This is a genomic window from Ruegeria denitrificans (assembly GCF_001458295.1).
Classification (GTDB): Bacteria; Pseudomonadota; Alphaproteobacteria; order Rhodobacterales; family Rhodobacteraceae; genus Ruegeria; species Ruegeria denitrificans.
In genome coordinates this window covers 420698-437551 of record NZ_CYUD01000001.1, presented here as the reverse complement: position 1 = coordinate 437551, position 16854 = coordinate 420698, and the positions used below count along the sequence as shown (strand labels likewise).

22 protein-coding genes and 1 tRNA gene are annotated in these 16854 nt (G+C 57.6%); 9 read left to right on the top strand and 14 right to left on the bottom strand.

Annotated elements, in window-relative coordinates; translation table 11 throughout:
* Nucleotides 1-116 precede the first annotated feature (116 nt).
* Nucleotides 117-839 carry a 1-(5-phosphoribosyl)-5-[(5-phosphoribosylamino)methylideneamino]imidazole-4-carboxamide isomerase gene (gene hisA, locus RUE5091_RS02080; RefSeq protein ID WP_058280208.1) on the top strand — a complete coding sequence of 241 codons (723 nt, stop codon included), beginning with the start codon at nucleotides 117-119 and terminating at the stop codon, nucleotides 837-839.
* Nucleotides 840-907: 68 nt separating this feature from the next.
* Here the strand turns inward: hisA and RUE5091_RS02075 are convergent, their stop codons facing one another.
* Nucleotides 908-1354, bottom strand: coding sequence for a DUF302 domain-containing protein (locus RUE5091_RS02075; RefSeq protein ID WP_058280207.1), 447 nt, complete (start codon nucleotides 1352-1354; stop codon nucleotides 908-910).
* 118 nt (nucleotides 1355-1472) lie between these two features.
* Between RUE5091_RS02075 and hisF the strand changes: the two genes are divergently transcribed.
* The 3 genes from hisF (at nucleotide 1473) to RUE5091_RS02060 (ending at nucleotide 3188) form a co-directional block, all read left to right on the top strand.
* On the top strand, nucleotides 1473-2234 hold the full coding sequence (hisF, locus tag RUE5091_RS02070; protein WP_058280206.1) for an imidazole glycerol phosphate synthase subunit HisF: 762 nt from the start codon (nucleotides 1473-1475) through the stop codon (nucleotides 2232-2234).
* Complete coding sequence (locus tag RUE5091_RS02065) at nucleotides 2231-2548, top strand: phosphoribosyl-ATP diphosphatase (RefSeq protein WP_058280205.1); 318 nt, start codon at nucleotides 2231-2233, stop codon at nucleotides 2546-2548. The genes hisF and RUE5091_RS02065 overlap by 4 nt, the downstream gene beginning before the upstream one ends.
* Before the next feature lie 73 nt (nucleotides 2549-2621).
* Nucleotides 2622-3188 (top strand): hypothetical protein, encoded by a 567-nt coding sequence (locus RUE5091_RS02060; RefSeq protein ID WP_058280204.1) that lies wholly within the window; start codon nucleotides 2622-2624, stop codon nucleotides 3186-3188.
* A gap of 3 nt (nucleotides 3189-3191) precedes the next feature.
* On the opposite strand, the gene RUE5091_RS02055 is transcribed toward RUE5091_RS02060, so the two are convergent.
* The 4 genes from RUE5091_RS02055 to rlmB all read right to left on the bottom strand — a co-directional run bounded on the left by RUE5091_RS02055 (nucleotide 3192) and on the right by rlmB (nucleotide 5488).
* Entirely contained in the window at nucleotides 3192-3662 is a 471-nt protein-coding gene (locus RUE5091_RS02055) for a CoA-binding protein (protein ID WP_058280203.1), read from the bottom strand.
* 198 nt (nucleotides 3663-3860) lie between these two features.
* On the bottom strand, nucleotides 3861-4313 hold the full coding sequence (locus tag RUE5091_RS02050; protein ID WP_058280202.1) for a YHS domain-containing (seleno)protein: 453 nt from the start codon (nucleotides 4311-4313) through the stop codon (nucleotides 3861-3863).
* Between the two features lie 106 nt (nucleotides 4314-4419).
* The gene (locus RUE5091_RS23795; RefSeq protein ID WP_306346408.1) at nucleotides 4420-4572 is read right to left on the bottom strand and encodes a hypothetical protein; all 153 of its coding nucleotides are present in this window, start codon (nucleotides 4570-4572) and stop codon (nucleotides 4420-4422) included.
* Nucleotides 4573-4714: 142 nt separating this feature from the next.
* The gene (gene rlmB / locus RUE5091_RS02040; protein WP_058280200.1) at nucleotides 4715-5488 is read right to left on the bottom strand and encodes a 23S rRNA (guanosine(2251)-2'-O)-methyltransferase RlmB; all 774 of its coding nucleotides are present in this window, start codon (nucleotides 5486-5488) and stop codon (nucleotides 4715-4717) included.
* 116 nt (nucleotides 5489-5604) lie between these two features.
* Here rlmB and RUE5091_RS23200 point away from each other — a divergent pair.
* Nucleotides 5605-5688: transfer RNA gene (locus tag RUE5091_RS23200), tRNA-Tyr, on the top strand.
* Nucleotides 5689-5722: 34 nt separating this feature from the next.
* Here the strand turns inward: RUE5091_RS23200 and RUE5091_RS02035 are convergent.
* The 4 genes from RUE5091_RS02035 to RUE5091_RS02020 form a co-directional block, all read right to left on the bottom strand.
* Nucleotides 5723-6841, bottom strand: coding sequence for an alanine racemase (locus RUE5091_RS02035; protein WP_058280199.1), 1119 nt, complete (start codon nucleotides 6839-6841; stop codon nucleotides 5723-5725).
* Nucleotides 6838-8085 (bottom strand): D-arabinono-1,4-lactone oxidase, encoded by a 1248-nt coding sequence (locus tag RUE5091_RS02030; RefSeq protein ID WP_058280198.1) that lies wholly within the window; start codon nucleotides 8083-8085, stop codon nucleotides 6838-6840. Before RUE5091_RS02030 ends, RUE5091_RS02035 begins: the two co-directional genes overlap by 4 nt.
* Nucleotides 8086-8172: 87 nt before the next feature.
* Entirely contained in the window at nucleotides 8173-8694 is a 522-nt protein-coding gene (locus RUE5091_RS02025; RefSeq protein ID WP_058280197.1) for a DUF2478 domain-containing protein, read from the bottom strand.
* Between the two features lie 72 nt (nucleotides 8695-8766).
* Nucleotides 8767-9432, bottom strand: a complete 666-nt coding sequence (locus tag RUE5091_RS02020; protein WP_207383706.1) for an NnrU family protein — start codon at nucleotides 9430-9432, stop codon at nucleotides 8767-8769.
* Nucleotides 9433-9558: 126 nt separating this feature from the next.
* On the opposite strand from RUE5091_RS02020, the gene RUE5091_RS02015 reads away from it, so the two are divergent.
* Entirely contained in the window at nucleotides 9559-10221 is a 663-nt protein-coding gene (locus tag RUE5091_RS02015; protein ID WP_058280196.1) for a DNA-3-methyladenine glycosylase I, read from the top strand.
* Nucleotides 10222-10261: 40 nt separating this feature from the next.
* Nucleotides 10262-10948: a hypothetical protein gene (locus RUE5091_RS02010; protein ID WP_058280195.1), complete on the top strand. Its 687-nt coding sequence runs from the start codon at nucleotides 10262-10264 to the stop codon at nucleotides 10946-10948.
* A 3-nt stretch (nucleotides 10949-10951) separates the two neighbouring features.
* On the opposite strand, the gene RUE5091_RS02005 is transcribed toward RUE5091_RS02010, so the two are convergent.
* The gene (locus RUE5091_RS02005) at nucleotides 10952-11356 is read right to left on the bottom strand and encodes a c-type cytochrome (protein WP_112297128.1); all 405 of its coding nucleotides are present in this window, start codon (nucleotides 11354-11356) and stop codon (nucleotides 10952-10954) included.
* A gap of 92 nt (nucleotides 11357-11448) precedes the next feature.
* Between RUE5091_RS02005 and RUE5091_RS02000 the strand changes: the two genes are divergently transcribed.
* Nucleotides 11449-11886: a DMT family transporter gene (locus RUE5091_RS02000; protein WP_058280193.1), complete on the top strand. Its 438-nt coding sequence runs from the start codon at nucleotides 11449-11451 to the stop codon at nucleotides 11884-11886.
* On the opposite strand, the gene RUE5091_RS01995 is transcribed toward RUE5091_RS02000, so the two are convergent.
* On the bottom strand, nucleotides 11870-12556 hold the full coding sequence (locus tag RUE5091_RS01995; RefSeq protein ID WP_058280192.1) for an ABC transporter ATP-binding protein: 687 nt from the start codon (nucleotides 12554-12556) through the stop codon (nucleotides 11870-11872). The two genes, RUE5091_RS02000 and RUE5091_RS01995, sit on opposite strands and share 17 nt — an antisense overlap.
* Nucleotides 12549-13844 carry a lipoprotein-releasing ABC transporter permease subunit gene (locus tag RUE5091_RS01990; protein ID WP_058280366.1) on the bottom strand — a complete coding sequence of 432 codons (1296 nt, stop codon included), beginning with the start codon at nucleotides 13842-13844 and terminating at the stop codon, nucleotides 12549-12551. The genes RUE5091_RS01995 and RUE5091_RS01990 overlap by 8 nt, the downstream gene beginning before the upstream one ends.
* Before the next feature lie 378 nt (nucleotides 13845-14222).
* Here RUE5091_RS01990 and RUE5091_RS01985 point away from each other — a divergent pair, with 378 nt between their 5' ends.
* Nucleotides 14223-14582 (top strand): hypothetical protein, encoded by a 360-nt coding sequence (locus tag RUE5091_RS01985; RefSeq protein WP_058280191.1) that lies wholly within the window; start codon nucleotides 14223-14225, stop codon nucleotides 14580-14582.
* On the opposite strand, the gene RUE5091_RS01980 is transcribed toward RUE5091_RS01985, so the two are convergent.
* The gene (locus tag RUE5091_RS01980) at nucleotides 14579-15490 is read right to left on the bottom strand and encodes a glycosyltransferase family 2 protein (protein WP_058280190.1); all 912 of its coding nucleotides are present in this window, start codon (nucleotides 15488-15490) and stop codon (nucleotides 14579-14581) included. The genes RUE5091_RS01985 and RUE5091_RS01980 overlap by 4 nt on opposite strands.
* Complete coding sequence (gene proS, locus RUE5091_RS01975) at nucleotides 15474-16814, bottom strand: proline--tRNA ligase (protein WP_058280189.1); 1341 nt, start codon at nucleotides 16812-16814, stop codon at nucleotides 15474-15476. Before proS ends, RUE5091_RS01980 begins: the two co-directional genes overlap by 17 nt.
* Nucleotides 16815-16854: the final 40 nt, after the last annotated feature.

Here is a 16854-nt window from a genome sequence, read left to right as displayed (position 1 = left end):
CAATTACTCTGACCCGGTGACCGGCTTCGGGCAAGAATGACTTTGCGTCGCGTTGCATCCCCTGCCCTGACTGTGCGATATCCCGCGCGACTAACCAAGATATAGGGCCGCCCGACATGATCCTCTACCCCGCCATCGACCTCAAAGACGGCCAGGCCGTGCGCCTGCTGCGCGGTGAAATGGATAAGGCCACCGTGTTCAACGACGATCCGGCCGCGCAAGCCCGTGCTTTTGTCGACGCCGGGTGTGCGTGGTTGCATCTTGTTGATCTGAACGGCGCCTTTGCGGGTGAGCCGGTTAATGCCGCTCCGGTTGAAGCCATATTGAAAACCTGCAACGTGCCCGCGCAGTTGGGTGGCGGCATTCGCGATATGAAAACGATCGAAACCTGGATCGAAAAAGGTCTCGCTCGCGTAATTCTGGGAACGGTCGCAGTAGAAAACCCCGATCTGGTGCGCGAGGCCGCAAAAGCCTTCCCCGGTAAGGTCGCTGTGGGTATTGACGCGCGGAACGGCATGGTCGCCACCAAGGGTTGGGCCGAAGAGACCAATGTTCAGGTCACCGATCTGGCCCGCAGTTTTGAAGACGCAGGCGTCGCGGCCATCATCTATACCGATATCAACCGCGATGGCGCGATGCAGGGCCCCAATATCGAAGCGACCGCCGATTTGGCCCGCGCCGTTTCGATCCCAGTGATTGCCTCTGGTGGTGTCAGCTCGCTCGATGATCTGATCGCCCTGCGCGATTGCGGTGTGGCGCTGAACGGCGCGATTTCCGGACGTGCGCTTTATGACGGAGCGCTTGATCTGAAAGAAGCCCTGGCCACATTGGGCAACTAAAGCGGGTCAGCCGCTTTTTCCCGTGGTTTGAAGGCGCCAGCAAGAAGTGCTGCTGGCGCATCCTTGTATTATTGAGCAGCGACCGAGGTCAGCTTGGCCAACGCACCGCGCATTTTTTCGATAACGGGCGCTTTCTCGACATCGTCGAGGTCATCCATCGTCTCTTTCGGGTCTTCATAGGCCAGCCAGACCTGACCGTTTTCATCCTCATAGGCCTGAACTTTCAGCGGTAGGAACAATCCGGCGCGTGGATCGATTTGCATGGCGGGTGTGCCCAATGCCGGGTTGCCGAAGATCAGAACCTGATTTGCCGGGATGGTCAGCCCAACCTTTTCAGCCCCAGCCGCGTGATCAACACGCGCGAACACCGTTGCGCCCGCGTTGCCAACGGCGGCCTCCAGCGCGTCCATCGCCTCGGACACGGATTTAGCTGTGTTCACTTTAATGATGTCGTCTGCCATTGCTGCGACGGTCCCTCCAAATACAAAAGCGGTTGCCAAAATAAGTTTGCGCATCTCATTGATCTCCTAATGAATTTGGGCGCAGTTTTCACAGTTTTAAGCTGGCTGGCAATCACAACTCTGGCATCGGCGGGGCTTTGCCGGTAGAGGTGCGCCAACAAAGGATGCCGACATGCTGAAAACCCGCATCATTCCCTGTCTGGATGTCGCCGATGGCCGCGTGGTCAAGGGCGTGAACTTCGTTGGTCTTCGCGATGCGGGCGATCCGGTTGAATCAGCCAAGGCCTATGACGCCGCTGGCGCAGACGAAATCTGTTTTCTGGACATCCACGCAACTCATGAAAATCGCGGCACCATGTTCGACGTGGTGAAACGCACGGCCGAGCAGTGTTTTGTCCCTCTGACTGTAGGCGGCGGCGTTCGCACCAAGGATGATGTGCGCGCCCTGCTTCTGGCCGGCGCGGACAAGGTCAGTTTTAACTCGGCCGCTGTTGCAAACCCGGATGTGATCTCGGAATCGGCGGATCAATTCGGCAGTCAATGCATTGTCTGCGCCATCGACGCCAAGACTGTCAGCCCCGGCAAGTGGGAGATTTTCACCCATGGTGGTCGCAAACCCACCGGCATCGACGCGGTGGAGTTCGCCAAAACCGTCGTCGCCAAGGGTGCCGGAGAAATTCTATTGACCTCGATGGATCGTGACGGCACCAAAGCCGGGTTCAATCTGCCCCTGACCCGCGCGATTTCGGACGCTGTGGACGTGCCGGTGATCGCCTCGGGCGGTGTTGGCAACCTCGATCACCTGGTCGAGGGCGTGACCGAAGGTGGGGCCAGCGCAGTTCTTGCCGCCTCGATCTTTCATTTCGGCGAATACACCATTCGCGAGGCCAAGGAACATATGGTCGCCGCAGGCATCCCGATGAGGTTGGCATGAGCATTCTGCACGATCTGGCCACAACGATTGAGGCCCGCAAAAGCGCTGATCCCGAGTCCAGCTGGACCGCCAAACTGCTGGCTAAAGGGCCCGAGAAATGTGCCGAGAAATTCGGGGAAGAGGCAGTTGAAGCCATCATCGAGGCCGTCAAGGATAACAAGGTCGGACTAACGACCGAAGCCGCAGATGTGCTTTATCACCTGCTGGTCATGCTGGCGTCGCGGGATGTGGCATTGGATGACGTTCTGGCGGAACTGGAACGACGCCAGGGCACCAGCGGCATAGCCGAAAAAGCCGGGCGCCCCAAAGGGTAAGCGGCAGGGTTTCGTCAAACCGTTCAACCCTTTATCATCGTGTTTCACGCTTTGCAGATCGAAGGGCACGCAGATGATCAAAGCTTTGGCCTTGGTACTGGCCCTAGTGACGCTGGGAGCTTGCGCGACCCCTCCCCCTTCGACCGGAGATGAAGTTCAACGGCTGGCCAGCGAAATACGCAGTCTTGGCCCCGATATCGACCCGGGCGAGGCTGACCGTGCAGCGCGCATTGCATATTCCTATACGGCGCAGCTGGTGCAGGAATACGAGATCACTGACCCTCCGTTGATCCACAACGCCAAGGTCAACAAGGGCGTGCGCCCGCGCGGGTTATGCTGGCACTGGGCCGAAGATATTGAGCGCCGCCTGAAACAGGAAAACTTCCAGACGCTTGAGCTGCACCGCGCCATCGCCAATGCGGATAATCCGTTCAGAATTGATCACAGCACAGCCATCATCAGCCGCAAGGGTGAAACGTTGTATGACGGCGTGGTGTTGGACCCCTGGCGCTATGGCGGGGTGCTGTTCTGGTCCCCTCTGATCGAAGACACGAAATACGATTGGGTGCCGCGCGACGTTGTGCTGGAGAAGCGGCGCGTGGAACAATACGGTGAATTATTGCCCTATGCCGGCAACTAGGCGTCAAAGCTTGGACGAGATCACGCCGGTCGCAAACCCACCCATGCGCAGCTCACCAAACAATCGCTGATATTCTATCTTGGGGCAGTGATTCATCACCACATCTACCCCGCGCGCTTGTGCTTTGGCCGCGGCATCTTCGTTTACAACACCAATCTGCATCCAAACGGTGCGCAAGCTCGGGAAAGCGTCCAAAGCTTCATCCACGATTGGCGGAACGGATTCAGGGCGGCGGAAGATGTCGACCATATCCACGGGCTCGGAAATTTCTGACAACGACGCCCTGACGGTCTGACCAAACAGCTCTTTGCCAGCGTGGCCCGGATTGACCGGAATGACCGTATAACCTTTCAACGACAGATAACGCGCCACGTAATAGCTGGGGCGTACAGGGTTCATCGAAACGCCCACAACAGCCACCACCTTGGTGCGCTGTAGAATCTCTTTCAGATGCTCATCAGAATACACGGTCATGCCCGCACCCTAAGCCGCCTGCAGAAAAGAAAAAAGCGCTCAGGTCGGACCTGAGCGCCAGTTGTTGGAACGAGGGACAGTGAAATGACCCGCGGCAGTTCCGTTCCGCGGTCACTGTGACATTTAGGCATAAGTTGAGAGAAAAAAAGAGGGGGTGCGCATTTTTGTGATGACAGATCACGAAAAGCGGAAAGTCGCCTATTGCTCATAAAGGATGACTGGCCAATGCGCCTCGGCCATGCGGATATATTCAGCGGTGGCTTCACGCCACATAGCCTCGATTTCGGGTGAGTGGGTCAGATACAACCGACCGTCCACAACCTGCCAAGCTTTGGGATCTGTGCTGACCAGCGAGCCATGCGCCATGGCATAGGCACAATATCCACCGAATTGCGGGGCAAAGGCGCGTGGATCACGTTCAAACGCATCGCGGTTTTCAGCGTTTGCAAAGTGCCACTGAGCCCCCTTCCAGACGATCGCATATTTCGGCAGCCCATGCACCGGCGCATCGCCATTGAAATAAGACACAACGTCATATCCAGACATCGCCGTGCCATCGGTCACAAAGAAGACAGGTATTTCCTGCGCCACCGCAGCAGGAGTGATCAATGCGGCAGCCACCGCACCCAGCAGAAAACGTCGAGTAAACATCACAAATATCGGAACAAGGTCATCAGGGTCTCAAAATGCAATTTTTAGGACCACGTGACACCCCACTTAACGGGCTTGTGATCACGTGTGTCACCCCGACACCACATCAATCAAAGATGTCTTCGATGACATCCCACGCCTCATCCAACACGCGCGAGAAGACACTCTTTTTCTTTTTCTGCTTCTTTTTCTTGTGGCTGTTTACCGGCTTTGCCGGGCCACGTTTCGGTTGGCTTTCAGTCAATTTGCGTTTCGGCATCATCTTGAGGTCATGCAACGGCGCCCCACAACTGGAACAACTCAATTCATGCCGGTCCTTTCCCTTCAGGACCAGTGCAGCACGGGTTCCGCAATAGCAACACGTGGCGATTTTGGACGGGCTGGGAATGGTGCTCTCCTGTCTATCTGTGCCTTGAAGCATATAGGGCAATAGCGGCAGCATTTGAGACATTGAGTGACCCAAACCCGCCCGCTGCGTCGATTTTCACCAGTTGATCAACGGTTTCCTTGGTTTTTTGCCGCAAGCCCGGTCCTTCGGCCCCCAACACCAGCGCCACCGGCTGATCGAGTTTGCCGCCGAGCGCCGTCTCGATGGTCTCTTCGGCCTCACCATCCAGACCCAGAACCAGAAATCCCATGTTCTGGAGTTCGACAATGGCATCGGCCAGATTGCGGACCCGCAAATACGGCTGACGCTCCAGTGCACCACTGGCAGTCTTGGCCAACGCACCGGTTTCTGGGGCTGAGTGATGTCGCGTGCCGATCACCGCACTGGCCCCCAGAACCTCGGCCGAACGCAGAATCGCCCCGACGTTGTGCGGGTCAGTCACCCGATCCAACAGAATCACACGAGGATGTTCGCGACCGATGCAATTTTCGGCCAGCCCGCCCCAATCCAGTGGCTTAACCTCAAGCGCTGCACCCTGATGGACAGAGCCAGGATCAATCGGCGCAGTGAATTTACGCGGATCGACCATTTCGGCCTCAATCCTCGCAAAATCAATCGCTTCTGCCAGCTTGTCCTGCGCATTGCGCGTCACGATCAAGCGCATTTTTTGCCGATTTGGGTTCATCAACGCGTCGCGTACAGCGTGCAGGCCAAACAGCCAGACGGTTTCAGCAGCGGCCGCTTTGCGGGCCTGTTCCTTTTCAACGACCCACTTGGGTTTCTTCATTTCTTGGGCCTCCGGGCCGGGAATTCGGTTTCCTGCGTCAAAGCGGGATTTTCCTGTTGACGCTCCTTTAAGGCGCTAGTAATCACGCCTCCACGTCAGGTGCAACGCCTGACAGTGGGCGACAGGCCGCAAGGTGTGGCAGGGGACTGTAACTCCCTCGCGGAGACGCACGCCTGGTTCGATTCCAGGGTCGCCCACCATCTTCTTCTGATGGTGAGAAAATGCAACGGGCTGTTAATTCGGCAGGCATTCCCATTCATCTACCACCTGATCGCCCCTAACCGCCAGCATGGTACCGAACTGATTCAGCACCGCCTCGCTCTGGGTTGGGCGCAACAGTGCTATTTTGCCTGGCTTGACTGACGCGGCTGGCGGACCTGTCCAGACCTCCTGGCTGGTCGACCGGCCGAAGACGGACGAATAGCCAAAGCCTTTGGGGAATACAGGTTGGGCCCGGAAATACCCACCGAATATCGCAAGGTCGGTTTTGCGACGGGACAGAAAATCCAAACCCGGCAGAGAATTACCCGGCATAGTTTTCAGAATTGGTGTTGCGATAAACGCCGCCGGGAAAAATTCCCGTGTCGTTGGGTGGTCGAAATCCGTAGGCTTCGCCAGAACCGAGCCAAACGCGATCTCGGAGGCTTTCTCTTCCGCGCGATAGGACTGAAACGTCAGACTGCCGCCGGTGTTCAGGCACAGCCCCTTGGCCGTTTTCGGCAGGCTGGAAACGGCCTGATCGAACGCATCTGCACTGGCCCGAACTGCACGTTTGCGCAGAAACCCCGGCAGTTTGGCCAGATGCGCCTCGTACCCCATCACTCCGGACAGTCTCGCATTGGGGTTTACGTCGATTTCTTGTGCGATTCCTGCGACTTGCTCGGGCTGAAACCCGCCGCGATGCAGGCCGATATCAACTTCCAACGACAGACGCAGTGCCAACTGCCGGTCTGTCGCAAGGGCTAGGTAGGCCTTTAACCGTTCCGGAGAATCGATCAGCCATTGAACGCGCACGGCGGCGTCCGGACATTCGGACAGAACCCGCGCAGCCGAACTCACCGGCAGCGGTTTCCCAATCAAATGGTCGGTTTTCGTCTCGAGCTTTAACAGCGCCAACAGCATCGGTTCCGAAAATGTCATCAGGCCCGAGGTCTGGATTTTGCCCCGGATATGATCGAGCAACGGCAAACAAGGCAGGGATTTCGCGACCAGCCGGCGATCCAGCCCTGCGTCCGAAACATTCTCTGCCAAGACACAGTTTGCATCCAGCCGATCCAGATCGACCACCATGATCGGCTGGTCCACGCCATAAGCGTGCAGTGTTTCAGACAAGGTTTGCAGATAGCCCGTCATGGCCGAAACAACCTGGCAAGCGCGGGCGTAAGGAACTTGCCCAAGGGGTCTAATTGTTCCCTCAGCGCACAGAACCGGTCGAAATCTGGGTACAGGTTGGACAGCTTGGTAAAACCCAAGCTGTGCATCTTGCCCCAGTGCGGTCGTCCCCCGGCTTCGACAAATAAAGGCTCAATCGCATCAAAGTACCGTTGGTGGTCTTCAGCCGCATCTGTGTGTATTGCGATTGAAATGCGCGGCCCGCCCTGAAACGGAGACAGGCACGCCGCATCGCCCGCAGTCTGGCGAACCTCAATTGGGAAGTAGATATCCTTGTGGTCGCGATGCAGCCGGGTGATGACCTCTTGCAGGACATCTTGGGCGACGTCGGGCGGCAGATGGTACTCCATCTCTTTGAACCGAATACGCCGATCGCTGCACAGCACACGCCAGCTTTCCCCGACATAGTCCTCGTCCGATTGCGCCATGGTCAGGAGTTTCAGCAGCATTTTACGGAGCCCACTGCTGAGCAGACCAACATTGCGCGCAAGCTTCAGTACTTTAACGGCAATCATGTCCAAGTCACGCGGTGCCTTGCCTTCGGGTGCGTCTGAAATCTCATGGCGCAGCTCGACGGCCTTGCCGGTGAAAGGGATATAGAAGAACTCAAAATTCCGGTTCTCGGCCCAGTTCTGGTGCATGTTGGCGATGCTATCCTGCAGATCGGCCAATCGTACCTGGCGGCGCAGGTTGTATTTTGGCACGACTGAAATTTGAGCCTCGGTCAAAATTCCCAGCATCCCCAAGGTGACCTGTGCCATCTCAAGCGGAATGTCATCGGTGGATAAGATATCGCCACCCGCGCTGACCAGCTTCGCGGCAGTGATTTCGGCCGCCAAACAGGGCAACGTGCGTCCTGTCCCGTGCGTCGCAGTCGAAGCAGCACCAGCCAAGGACTGCGTGTTGATGTCACCGAGATTGCAAAAGGCTAACCCTTGCCCTGCGAAGGCCGGAGACAAGTCGCGCAGCCGGGCATTTGCATTCACCCAAACCTTTTCTTCCCCGACTTCTCCGACCACAGGCAAGTCGATATCCGACAAGTCCAGTATCCGATCCGCACCGGCAACGATGGGTGTGAACGAATGACCAGACCCTACGATCCGCAGCGTGCCCGACTGCGCCACGGCTTGCTGCAACTCAGAAATCGAGGTTGGACGTGTGATCGGCGTCTGCGCGCGCTGGTTTCCGGCCCAATTGGTCCACATGTGCAATCTCCCCTTGGATCGAAGATTGCAGCACAGTTGGGTTGAAACAAGACAGGATTACAGCGGTTTACCCAACGAGAGGTTAGCTCAGGCCGCAGCTGCGCGCTGCGCGCTGACGTGATCGAACCATGCAATGATGGCGTCGAGGTTCGGGTCAAGCTGCTCGGCCGCGCCACCGGTGAACTCTTGGAACTTGTCCTTGTTCAGACCGTTCACACCGACCAGCACGGGGATATCCTGCGTCAGCGCTTCGGCGATCACCGGACGAAACCCGCGCCCGTCAGCCTCATGCTTGCCGAACTTGTTGATGATCAGCAGTTGTGGCGAATCCTCCAGCGAGCTGGTGACATATCCCACGGCCCGTTCCAGCGCAGCCGGGTCCAACCGACAGCCGCGCGAATGCTCACCCAGCGATTGCGAGATGCGGATGGTTTCACCTTCGGGCAGCACGCGAACATCCATGTCGCATTTACTGCTATCGGCGCATTCGGTGTTGGTTTGAACCACGCCAACCAGACGGGCATCGTTGGCCAAAAGATGCTCGGCAACGGCGCTCAGCAGTCGGTCGGTCGCGCCACGGTCGGTGGTGGTAACATAGGCCAGATACATTGAAAGACCCTCATAGTCTTATAGTGTGACATTCCAGATAGCACGCATGGCCCGGTCCGGCCACTCCCCGCGTTATGGAATTGGTGAAAGGCCGATCACAGGTGCGTGCAGGTGAAGCAGAACTGCAAAGGCCGCCAATGAAATCAGCGCAATCCCCAAGCCCGGCCATGGTTGAGGCGCGCGCAGGGAAAACCGCGCCGTGTTGCGGGACAGGCGCACCCATTCGATCCCCATATCACACGCTTTGCGCTGATCGATCAGCGCCATGCCCCACGCTGCAAAACCCGCAAAAAGACCGAACAGGATGACATGTGACAGGCTGCCATTCGCCAGAAGATGCGCCAGGGCCCATAACATCATGGCGGCAAGAAGCGGGTGGCGCGTAGTCCGCAGGATACCGGGGTTTTCAGGATCGAACCGACGGTGGCCCAACCCGCTAAAGGAAAACGGGTTCTGGATCGTCAAACCGGCCACAGCCAGCCAACACACCACCGGCATGACCAATAGCGGCACCCAGCGCAGGACAGGAGATGGCGGGATAACTTCGACATAAGGCACCTGCGCGGAGGCCACGATAAGCCAGCCCAACACCAGCAAGGACAAGACAGAATAGGCCGTGAAATAACCCCTGCGTCCCATCACTTCGATCAACCGACCACGCACGACGGGTCGGGCCGGAATGGCATGGGTCAGCAGAAAGGTGATCAGTGCGGCAAGGAAAAGGGCCCAACCCAGCATGGTGTTCTCCGTCAATGTTGGCCCCGGTTTAGGTCCGTGACGCAGGTTGGTCCTTGTCCGAAATCAAGTAGAGGCAAGGCTTGCAACTGGGCGGTGATCAGGCAACCCTGCCCGCGGAGGAAGCCGATGCACCATTTCGATGAAATCTACACCATGGCCGCCAACCGCCACGGCGGCCCCGATGCTTTGCAGGCAAAGCTCAGCAAACCCAAAAGCGTGGCTGAACTGGCCGCCCTGCCCGATGATCGTTGGCTTTCGATCATCACGAAATGCGTCTTTCAGGCCGGGTTCAACTGGAAGGTCATCGAAAACAAATGGGATGGTTTTGAGACCGCCTTTGATGGCTTTGACGTTGGTCGCTGCGCCTTTATGGATGATGAGAAATTCGACGCCTTGCTGCAGGACACCCGCATCGTCCGCAACGGCACCAAAATCGCCGCTGTGCGGGACAATGCCGCGTTTCTACTTGAGTTGCGTCAGGAAGGTGGAGTGGGTCAGGTGCTGGGCGGATGGCCCTCGACCGATTTCGTGGGTTTGCTGGCAATGTTGGGCAAGCGCGGATCGCGTCTGGGCGGGGCCTCGGCGCAATACGCAATGCGGTTTGCCAGGCGCGACAGTTTCATCCTGTCGCGGGACGTTACCGCCCGATTGATCGCCGAAGGCGTGATCGACAAAGCGCCCAGTTCCAAGAAAGCGATGGCCGCCGTTCAAGACGCATTCAACACGTGGATGGACCAATCCGGGCGGTCGTTGACAGAAATCAGCCGAGTTTTGGCGATGAGCCTGTAAAACCGGTTGCAGAGCGGGAGCATCACACTAGGCTCACCGCATGACCTGCCGCATCCTGATGATGGTTCTCCTCCTGCTTGCATCCTGCGGTCGCCCCCTGACCGAGCAGGAACGCGCTTTTGCCAGCGCCGTTCAGGGTGAGTCGCTGAATCTGGACCGGGTGCGTCTGATCGAGGGCGCTCCGGTCGCGCCGATCACCTTCTACCGCAAGGAACGACCCCGCCTGGCCTGTCGAGAACGCATATTGCCGCCCCCGACCGAGGGGGTGGTGACCGCAAAACCCGCCGCCGTTGCTCTGTTCAACAAGGTCTATTTCACCCGTGAATGGTATCTTGAGGACTATATGACCGACTTCCCCGAGCAGATGAACCTGATCGCCGGAATGCTGCTGGCGCATGAGCTGACCCATGTGTGGCAATGGCAGAACCGGAAAACCACCGGCTATCACCCATTGCGCGCGGCGGCCGAGCATGGCGGCAACAAGGACCCATATCTGTTCGACATCGAAACTTCCCCCGATTTTCTGTCTTACGGTTTCGAACAACAAGGCGCGATTGTCGAGGAATATGTCTGCTGCCGGGCGCTGGACCCCCAAGCCCCCCGCACCCAACGCCTGCACAACATGCTGGGCGCGCATTTCGATATATCGCCCTTGCCAACCCAACCGCGCGAGCGTGATGTCGTCATCCCCTGGAGCGGGGCAAAGATCGAAGGCATTTGCCGCTAGACGTTACCCGCCCTGCAATGTTTCAAGATAGGCGATCAGATCCACGATCGGCTGGCTGGTCAAAATCGGCTGCCCCTCAGGCGTTTTCATCGAAGTGTCCTGACCGTCGAAATATGGCCCATAGACCGGCATCGGGCTGCCGTGGCTGACCAACGGGTCGCGCCCGTCAATCCGCGCGACGACACGCGCAGTTGGGAAAACACCGTCTTCTCCGGCCAGCTTGGTCAGATCAACCGGCTGAATGACCAATATCCCGGCCATCGGTCCATGCCCTGTCGCATCGATTCCGTGGCACGTTGCACAATAGTGCTGATACAGCTCGGCCCCGGTATCCACGTCCTGCGCGGCGACCTGAGCGGCGGTCATCAGCACTCCGAACGAAACGGCAGTCATTAGGGGTCTGGGCATCGCATCCTCCTGTCACGATTGACATATATAGGCTTGCCCGAGGACCGGCTTGGCGCAATGATCCAGATCAACGAAGCAGATGGGTACGGGCAATGACACAATATGCAGTAATCATGCTGGCCGCCGGGATTGGCGTTCCAATCCTTGCCGCTCTGAACGCGGCGCTTGGCAAACTGATCGGATCGCCGACCACCGCCGCTGTCGTCCTGTTCGCCATCGCGTTCGGAGCAACCGCACTGGTGATGGTTCTGTTTACCGGCACGGGCGCGTTGCCCAAAGTCATGCAGGCACCGAAACACCTGTTGTTGGCCGGTGTCCTGATCGCCTTTTACGTCCTGTCCATCACCCATGTCGCACCGCATTTCGGAGTCGGTAACGCGGTGTTCTTTGTTCTACTCGGGCAACTGATCAGCACGGCAGCCATCGACCATTTCGGACTTTTCGGCGCGCAGATCACGCCATTGACATGGGTGCGCGCTGGTGGGATCGCCGTGATGGCTGCGGGCGTTGCGATCACTCAACTGGCCTGAGTACACCGCCCTCCAACCGCAGCTTGCGGTCCATCCGCGCGGCAAGTTCCATGTTATGCGTGGCGATGAGTGCCGACAGCCCCTCGTCCCGTACCAGTGCCATCAGCGCATCAAACACCTGATCCGAGGTTTCGGGATCCAGATTGCCCGTCGGCTCATCCGCCAGCAGAACGCGCGGTTTGTTGGCCAGCGCCCGGCAAAATGCTACCCGCTGTTGTTCGCCACCCGACAGGGCCGCAGGACGGTGATCGGCGCGCGGTGCCACGCCAACGCGGTCCAGCAAGGACATCGCCCGTGCCTGCGCTGCTTTTTCAGACACTCCGTTAGCCAGTTGCGGCAGGGTGATGTTTTCCAGCGCCGTGAATTCAGGCAACAGGTGGTGGAACTGATACACAAACCCGACGTCCTGCCGCCGCAACGCGGTACGGCTCCGGTCGCCCTTGTTTTTAACTTTCTGGCCCGCAATCTCGACCGTGCCGCCATCCGGTGTGTCCAGCAATCCGGCGATATGCAAAAGGGTCGACTTGCCTGCACCGGACGGTGCGACCAGCGCCACCGCCTCACCCGCGTGCAACTCCAGATCGGCCCCTCGCAGCACCTGAACCTCGCCCGGGGTACCCTTCAAGTAGGTTTTGGTCAGACCGTTCAATCGCAAAGTCACATCATTCATAGCGCAGCGCCTCAACCGGGTTCAGCCGCGCTGCGCGGCGGGCGGGGAAATACGTGACAAAAAAGGACAGGCCCAGCGACAATCCGATTGCCTTCAGCACATCCGACAGATGCAACTCGGCCGGCAAGGCGTAGATGCCGCGAATGGAAGGGTCCCAAACGCCACCGCCCATGACGTAGTTCACAAAAGAGAAAATTGGGTCGATATAGATCGCGAACAAGCAGCCCAGACCAACACCCATTGCGGTGCCGATGATCCCGGTGAAGGCACCGCAGATAAAGAACACCCGTAGGACGGACCCTTCGCTCAGCCCGATGGTGCGCAGGATGCCGATATCGCGCCCCTTGTTCTTCACCAGCATGATCAACCCCGAAACGATATTCATCGCCGCGATCAGCACGAGGATCGACAGGATGATAAACATCACGTTGTCCTCGACCTCCAACGCGCGCAGGAACCCGCCCGAAGCGTCCTGCCAAGTCCAGATCTGGCTGCGTTCGCCTGCGGCCTCAAGGATAGGGATCAGAATCGGCGTCAATTCTTCGGGGCGGTCGACCATCACCTCGATCTCATCTGCAACACCTTCGCGGTTGAAAAAGCTCTGTGCCTGTTCGAACGGCATATAAACGCGGGTGCGGTCGATGTCGTAGCGCCCTGCTGAGAAAACATAGACCACCCGATACGCATTCACACGTGGTGAGGTGCCAAAGGCCGTTTTCACCCCGTTTGGAGACGTCAGTTTGACTGTATCCCCTACAGTTGCCCCAATACTGCGCGCCACGCCCGAACCGATGGCGATGACGTCTTCTCCATTCTGGAACTCGGACAGATCACCCACCGCCTGTTCGCTTTCGGCGACGCCGGGCAGGTCCAACAGGTCGTCGGGCTGAATGCCAAACACCTCGACCCCGCTGCTGCGCTCTCGATTGGTGATCAGCACCTGCCCCTTGACCAAGGGCGCGGCGCGTTCAACGCCGGGCACTTGCGCGATACGGTCGGCGACGCCATCATAATCTTCGATGGTTCGATCCAGATTACCCTGCGCATCGAAATTGCCCGCAGAATAAACCGTGACATGCGCATTGGCCCCCAAAATGGTGCCCACGAATTCGGACCGGAACCCGGACCGAACAGCCAGCGTCGCAATCAGTGCAAACACCGCCAGCGTAATCCCGATCAGCGAGATCCAGGTCATCACACTGACACCGCCTTCGACGCGGCGCGCGCGCAGGTATCGCCAGGCGATCTTCCATTCGAATGGGGCAAAGGGCGGGGGCGTCTTGGCCATGTCTGCTCCGGGCTTTTTTGGTTTGCGCGACCCTTTCGGCATTTGCCGGGATGGTCAAGGTGGTTATGCGCGCCCAGCCCAACGATAAGCAATCTTGCGGCTTTTGTTGGTGCGACTAAATGCGAATCACTCTCGATATCATGATAGGTGCTCTGGCATAAGGAGATAGGGGGTATTCAATTTATACCGTTGGTTGTGATCCCTTTCACAGACAACCCGCAATTGTTTCAGCTATGAAGTCAATAGGGCCGTTGCGTGAGTTACTGAACTCAAAATGCAACATCAATTAAGCAATTTTATTTCGCCTTTTGCTTATTTTTTAAAACTTTGTCACCCTAATGAATAAGGGGGATACCATTTAAAGAGCGGGGGTCGCTCATGTTTGTAAAGAGTAATACGGAATTGTTGGACCCGATTTTGGTCCGAAACGCATCTACAGAACTGGATTGTGAGACTGCAGCGCTGTTGCGTGCAACCATTCGCCCTGTTTTCGACACTGCAGCAAGCTGGTCGAATTTGACCGATATCCTGAAAGACAAAGGGTACCGTCTGGCGTTTCGTCAGGGGCGGTTGTGCATTACGGATCGCGCAACCGATGAAAGAATTTGCGGGATACGCTTTCTGGGTTTCGAATTCAGGGAACTGGTCAGACGTCTGGGCCGTCCGATAGTCGTGGCACGCGGCAACGATGCGGACGGCGACATTTTGGCAGAACGACCGGAACCACAGCGAACCTAAAAGCGCCGCCAGAACTGAGCTTTTCGGCGCAGGGTTTTTGTCAGGCTGTACAGCGCGGCGCGTGCGATGGCGGGCTGCGACAGCGAATTAAATAAAATCGCACCTGAAACCCGCACCGGCAGGTGGCCCTGTTTGTACCACCCAAAACGCTGCGCATCCGTGTATCCGGACAGGTCGCAGAACTGACTATAATTTTTCAACCAACATGCGGCCATTTCGGCCCCGGCGGCGTCTGTGTCCGCTGACACGCCGCCAATCCGAAACAGGGAAATCGGGGCCTGCAATCGTTGACCTGAATGGCCGGACAAGATCATCCGCAGAACCATGTCATAGTCCGCAGCGATACGGAATTGCAGGTCATGACCGCCCAACTCCTGAAACAGCGCCCGTTTCAGAACCATCGCATTATGACCGAAGGGCAGGCGCTGCAGGATGGATTTTGGGGTCAGCCGACGGGCGTGACGGCGATTGCCCTCATCATCAAAGAAAACCGTTTCGCCATACACAAAGTCGGGCCTGTTCGGCTCTAGGGCTTTTTGCACCCTAAGAAGGCTGTCAGCGTCGGCAATCAGGTCGTCCGAGTTGAGAAACAGGACATATTCACCCCTACAGCGTTCGACTGCCTGATTCATCGCGTCATATAGGCTTTTGTCCGCCTCGCAGAAATAGCGAACTGGAATAGCGTCGCCCGAGTCCGAGATTTTTTGAATAGCGTCTTTCAACAGATCCTGCGTGCCATCATCTGATTGACCGTCCCAGATGACGTGTTCGACGTTGCGAAACTTCTGGGACTGCACGCTGTCCAGGGCAGCGAGGACTTGTTCCTCGCGCCCTGCTTCGATCAAGTTCCGCGTAACGGTAACGACCGAGATCAGCGGCCGTTGCTCCTGTTCAGATGAATTGCTCATAGATTTCGGCTACTTTTGTGACGGCGGCTTCGGGGCTTAGCTCCTCGCTTTCGCCGGTACGGCGGCAGGTCAGTTCGACCACTCCGTTTTTCAGACCACGCGGACCGACAGTGATACGCCATGGCAGGCCGATCAGGTCCATGGTGGCAAACTTGCCCCCTGCCCTTTCATTGCGATCATCATACAGCGGCTCAAGCCCCAGTGCGGTCAACGCACCATAGAGTTTGTCGCAGGCGGCGTCAGCCTCATCGTCACCCTGCTTGAGGTTGACGATCCCGCAATGGAAGGGTGTGACGCCTTCGGGCCAGATGATGCCCTTGTCGTCGTGGCTGGCTTCGATGATCGCACCGATCAGGCGGCTGACACCAATACCGTGGCTGCCCATATGGACTGGCGTTGGTTTACCATCGGGGCCTTGAACAGTTGCACCCATCGCCTCGGAATACTTGGTGCCGAAATAGAAGATCTGCCCCACTTCGATCCCGCGTGCCACGCGGCGGCGATCCTCAGGCACTTGATTGAACAGCGCCTCGTCGTGGGTCTCATCTGTACGGGCGTATTTCGAAGTGAACTCTTCTAGAATAGCCTGACACTGCGCCCGGTCGTCATAGTCGATCTGACGATCACCAAAGCTCAGGTCGGTGACAGCGCTGTCATAGAACACCTCAGATTCACCGGTATCAGCCAGCACCAGGAATTCATGCGTGTTGTCTCCGCCAATCGGGCCGGAATCTGCGCGCATCGGGATCGCCTGCAACCCCATGCGTTCGTAAGTGCGCAGATAGGTAACCAGATGTCGGTTATAGGCGTGCAGCGCGTCCTCTTTCGTCAGGTCGAAATTGTAGCCGTCCTTCATGTAGAACTCGCGGCCCCGCATCACACCGAAACGGGGGCGGATTTCGTCGCGGAACTTCCACTGGATCTGGTACAGCGTCAGCGGCAGGTCCTTGTAGCTGTTGACATGGCCGCGGAAGATGTCGGTGACCAGTTCCTCGGCCGTGGGCGTGAACAGCATATCCCGATCATGCCGGTCTTTCATACGCAGCATTTCCTGACCGTAGTCATCATAGCGCCCGGATTCACGCCACAGATCCGCCGACTGGATAATGGGCATCTGGATTGCGATATGGCCCGCGCGCGCCTGCTCTTCATGGATGATATTTTCCAGCTTGCGCAGCACTTTGAAGCCCATCGGCAGCCAGGAATAGATCCCGGCAGCAGCCTGCTTAATCATCCCGGCGCGCAACATCAGTCGGTGGCTGACGATCTGGGCCTCCGACGGGTTTTCCTTAAGAACGGGCAGAAAGTAACGGCTGAGGCGCATTGTAGGACCTTCACAGGTGAGAATTTGACTTCAAAGGTCC